A 4,138-nucleotide genomic window follows, 5' to 3' on the forward strand; every position below is an offset into this window, starting at 1 on the left:
CCGGCAGGCCGTCCCCGCCGCCCCCTGCGCACCCTCTTCGGGCTCCTGCTCCTCGGCACCCTGCTGACCGTCGGCGCCTTCGCCGCCGGTTACCTCCTGGTGGAGATCCCGCCGGCCAACTCCGCCGCCCTGGCCCAGTCCAACGTCTACCTCTACCGGGACGGCAGCACCCTCGCCCGCGACGGCGAGGTCAACCGCGAGAACGTCCGGCTCGACCGCGTCCCCCTCACCGTCCGGCAGGCCGTCCTCGCCGCCGAGGACCGCGACTTCCACACCTCGCGCGCCGTCGACCCCAAGGCGATGGTCCGCGCCGCCTGGAACACCGTCACCGGCAAGGGCCGCCAGTCCGGCTCCACCATCACCCAGCAGTACGTCAAGAACTACTACCTGGGCCAGGAGCAGACCCTCACCCGCAAGGCGAAGGAGTTCTTCATCGCGATCAAGCTCGGCCGCGAGAAGAGCAAGGAGGACATCCTCCAGGGCTACCTGAACACCAGCTACTTCGGACGCAACGCGTACGGCCTCCAGGCAGCCGCCCGCGCCTACTACGGCAAGGACGTCGAGGACCTCGACACCGCCGAGGGCGCGTACCTCGCCTCCGTCCTGAAGGCTCCCAGCGCCTACGACGTCACCACCCACCCCGAGAACCGCGCCAAGGCCGTCGCCCGCTGGAACTACGTCCTCGACGGCATGGTCAAGGAAGGCTGGCTCACCCGCGCCGACCGCGCCGCCGCCCGCTTCCCCACCCCCCAGACCGCCCGCCCCGCGACCGGCCTCTCCGGCCAGCGCGGCTACCTCGTCCAGGCCGTCGAGGAGTACCTGACCGAGCACGGGATCGTCGACGAGAAGACCCTCGCCGGCGGCGGCTTCCGCATCACCACCACCCTCGAACCCGCCAAGCAGGAAGCGCTCGTCCAGGCCGTCGAGGAGCGGGTCATCTCCCGGCTCGACCCGGCGCGCGCCCCCGCCGACCGGTTCGTACGGGTCGGCGCCGCCGCCGTCGACCCGGCCGGCGGCAAGGTCCTCGCCCTGTACGGCGGAGTCGACTACACCCAGCAGTACGTCAACAACGCCACCCGGCGCGACTACCAGGTCGGCTCCACCTTCAAGCCCTTCGTCTTCACCGCCGCCGTCCAGAGCGGCGCCCAGACCCAGCAGGGCGAACCGATCACGCCGCACACGGTGTACGACGGAGACAACCGGCGCCCGGTCGAAGGCTGGAACGGCACCCCGTACGACCCCGCCAACGAGGACGACGAGAGCTACGGCGAGATCGCCGTCGGCGCCGCGACCGACCTGTCGGTGAACGCCGTGTACGCCCAGATGGCCGTCGACGTCGGCCCCGGCCACGTACGACGCACCGCGGTCGCCCTCGGCCTGCCCGGCTCCACCCCCGACCTCAACGCCTCCCCCTCCATCGCGCTCGGACCCGCCACGGCGAGTGTCCTGGACATGGCGACGGCGTACGCGACCCTCGCCGCGCACGGCCGGCACGGGACCTACTCCCTCGTCGAGAGCCTCAGCAGGGACGGCCAGGATCTGCCCCTACCGACCCGGTCGCCCCGGCAGACGGTCAGCCGGGAGGCGGCCGACACCACCACGGCCATCCTGCGGAGCGTCGTCGAGACGGGCACGGGAACGGCCGCACAGGCCGCCGGCCGCCCCGCCGCCGGCAAGACGGGCACGGCGGAGGACGACAAGGCCGCCTGGTTCGCCGGCTACACCCCGGAACTCGCCACCGTCGTCGCCCTGATGGGCCAGGACCCCGAGTCGGGCCGGCAGGAACCGCTGTACGGCGCACTCGGACAGTCCCGGGTCGGCGGAGGCGGGCCGCCCGCCGAGATCTGGGCCCAGTTCACCCGCGAGGCACTGGCGGGAACGGCACCGCGGGACTTCGAGCTCCAGCTGATGCCGGGGGCGGAGGAACTGCCGCCGGTCCCGCCGGTGCCCGACGCCTCCGACGCCGCTGACGCCGCCGCACCCCCCGACGCCTCTGGCGCTCCTGAGGCCTCGGCCGCCCCCGACTCCTCCGCCGCCCCGGAGTCCTCAGGGGCTCCCGAGATGTCCGAGGAGTCGTACGAGCTGGGCGAGGCGGGCCCGGGAGCGGCGTCACGCGGCCCCCGGCCCCCTCGCGGCACCCCCGGTCAGTGACCCGAGGTCGCCTTCAGACCCACGACGGCGACCAGCAGCAGACAGACGAAGAAGATCCGGGCGGCGGTCGCGGGCTCACCCAGCACCAGCATGCCGAGCACCGCCGCACCGGCCGCGCCGATACCCACCCACACGCCGTACGCCGTACCGATCGGCAGGGTCTTCGCGGCATGCGACAGCAGCACCATCGAGGCGACGATCCCGGCGCCGGTGAACACACTGGGCCACAGGCGCGTGAAGCCGTCGGTGTACTTCATCCCGATCGACCAGCCGACTTCCAGCAGACCCGCGACGACAAGAAGAACCCAGGCCATGACGACAACACCTCCGCGAGACGGAACAACAGGGGTGCGTCGTCTTGTCGGAAGCCCGGTACGGCGCGTCTCGTCGGGTGTCTCCAGGCTAGCAAAAAACGGCGGGAGGCCCCGGTGACCATGGTCACCGAGGCCTCCCGAGGCACACGGGGTCAGAGATACAGCCCGGTCGAGTCCGTCGTCCCCTGGAACCGGTCCGCGGCCACCGCGTGCAGATCGCGCTCCCGCATCAGGACGTACGCCACGCCCCGCACCTCGACCTCGGCACGGTCCTCGGGGTCGTACAGCACGCGGTCGCCGATCTCGACGGTGCGGACGTTCTGACCGACCGCGACCACCTCGGCCCAGGCAAGGCGACGGCCGACGGCGGCGGTCGCCGGGATCAGGATGCCGCCGCCTGAGCGCCGCTCACCCTCCGGGGAGTCGGTGCGGACCAGGACGCGGTCGTGGAGCATCCGGATGGGCAGCTTGTCGTGCGTGTTCTCGCTCACGGTGTGAACCTACCTGCCCGGGCACGGCACCCGAGGCGGGGAGTGGTCATCGCCCGCGCCTGCGGGAGGAGGCCGCGAGCAGCCCGATGACCGCGACGGCGACGAGCGCCGCCGGGACCACGCGCTCCAGGCGGGGGGCGCCGTCCTCATGGGTGAAACGTGCCTTCACGTCCGAGACGACCCGGTTGACGGCGACGAAGGCGCGTCCGGCGGTCTGGTCGACCGTCGAGGCGACCTTGGCCTTCGCGTCCCCGATGATCGTCTTCGGGTGCATCCGAATGCCGATCTCGTCGAGAGTGACGGCGAGCTGCTCGCGCCGGCGGACGATGTCCGCCTCGATCTGCGCAGGGGTCCTGGCCTCCGACACCGCGCTGCCTCCGTAGTCGTGATCCGGGTGGGTCGTGATCCGGTCGTTGATCGGTCCTTGTGGACAGTCTGTCAGCTCTGTCGCCGCCGGGCTGTCCCCGACCCCCATTAGGCTCTGAATGCGTACGCGAACCATCCCGAGGAGAGCCAGCCATGAGCGAGCGACTGCAGCCCGGCGACACCGCCCCCGCCTTCACCCTGCCCGACGCGGACGGCAACGAGGTCTCTCTCGCGGACCACAAGGGCCGCAAGGTCATCGTCTACTTCTACCCGGCGGCGCTGACGCCCGGCTGCACGAAGCAGGCCTGCGACTTCACGGACAACCTGGACGTGCTGGCGGCGGCGGGCTACGACGTCATCGGCGTCTCGCCGGACAAGCCGGAGAAGCTGGCGAAGTTCCGCGAGAAGGAGAACCTGAAGGTCACGCTGGTCGGCGACCCGTCGAAGGAGATCCTGGAGGCGTACGGCGCCTTCGGCGAGAAGAAGCTGTACGGCAAGGTGGTGACGGGCGTGATCCGCTCGACGGTCGTCGTGGACGAGGACGGCAAGGTGGAGCACGCCTTCTACAACGTGAAGGCCACCGGCCACGTCGCCAAGATCCTCAGGGACCTCTCGATCGAGGTCGCCGTCAACCGGGTCGTCTCGGACGTGAAGGCACGTTTCACCCATGAGGACGGCGCCCCCCGCCTGGAGCGCGTGGTCCCGGCGGCGCTCGTCGCCGTCGCGGTCATCGGGCTGCTCGCGGCCTCCTCCCGCAGGCGCGGGCGATGACCACTCCCCGCCTCGGGTGCCGTGCCCGGGCAGGTAGGTTCACAC

4 protein-coding genes, 1 pseudogene and 1 riboswitch are annotated in these 4,138 nt (G+C 71.5%); of the genes and pseudogenes, 2 read left to right on the forward strand and 3 right to left on the reverse strand.

Features of this window, described 5'->3' with window-relative positions; translation table 11 throughout:
* Positions 1-2,151 (forward strand): transglycosylase domain-containing protein (locus tag AOK00_RS33495; protein WP_055603912.1); only part of this gene is annotated, 2,151 nt, incomplete at its 5' end.
* Here the strand turns inward: AOK00_RS33495 and AOK00_RS33500 are convergent.
* From AOK00_RS33500 to AOK00_RS33510, 3 genes are all read right to left on the reverse strand, one after another.
* Positions 2,145-2,465 carry a DMT family transporter gene (locus tag AOK00_RS33500; protein ID WP_055603913.1) on the reverse strand — a complete coding sequence of 107 codons (321 nt, stop codon included), beginning with the start codon at positions 2,463-2,465 and terminating at the stop codon, positions 2,145-2,147. The two genes, AOK00_RS33495 and AOK00_RS33500, sit on opposite strands and share 7 nt — an antisense overlap.
* A 33-nt stretch (positions 2,466-2,498) precedes the next feature.
* Positions 2,499-2,568, reverse strand: a riboswitch (guanidine-III (ykkC-III) riboswitch).
* A gap of 49 nt (positions 2,569-2,617) precedes the next feature.
* Positions 2,618-2,956, reverse strand: a complete 339-nt coding sequence (locus tag AOK00_RS33505; protein ID WP_015033852.1) for a GroES family chaperonin — start codon at positions 2,954-2,956, stop codon at positions 2,618-2,620.
* 46 nt (positions 2,957-3,002) lie between these two features.
* Positions 3,003-3,323 carry a DUF3618 domain-containing protein gene (locus tag AOK00_RS33510; RefSeq protein ID WP_055603914.1) on the reverse strand — a complete coding sequence of 107 codons (321 nt, stop codon included), beginning with the start codon at positions 3,321-3,323 and terminating at the stop codon, positions 3,003-3,005.
* A gap of 152 nt (positions 3,324-3,475) precedes the next feature.
* Between AOK00_RS33510 and bcp the strand changes: the two are divergent.
* A pseudogene (gene bcp, locus AOK00_RS33515) lies at positions 3,476-3,940 on the forward strand (thioredoxin-dependent thiol peroxidase); the annotation flags it as partial.
* Between the last annotated feature and the right edge of the window lie 198 nt (positions 3,941-4,138).

The sequence above is a fragment of the Streptomyces aureus genome, assembly GCF_001418135.1.
In the GTDB taxonomy this organism is placed as follows: Bacteria; Actinomycetota; Actinomycetes; order Streptomycetales; family Streptomycetaceae; genus Streptomyces; species Streptomyces aureus_A.

Coding starts and splice junctions, on each gene's coding strand:
- AOK00_RS33500 (WP_055603913.1), bottom strand. CDS start 2,465: ATGGCCTGGGTTCTTCTTGTCGTCGCGGGTCTGCTGGAAGTCGGCTGG.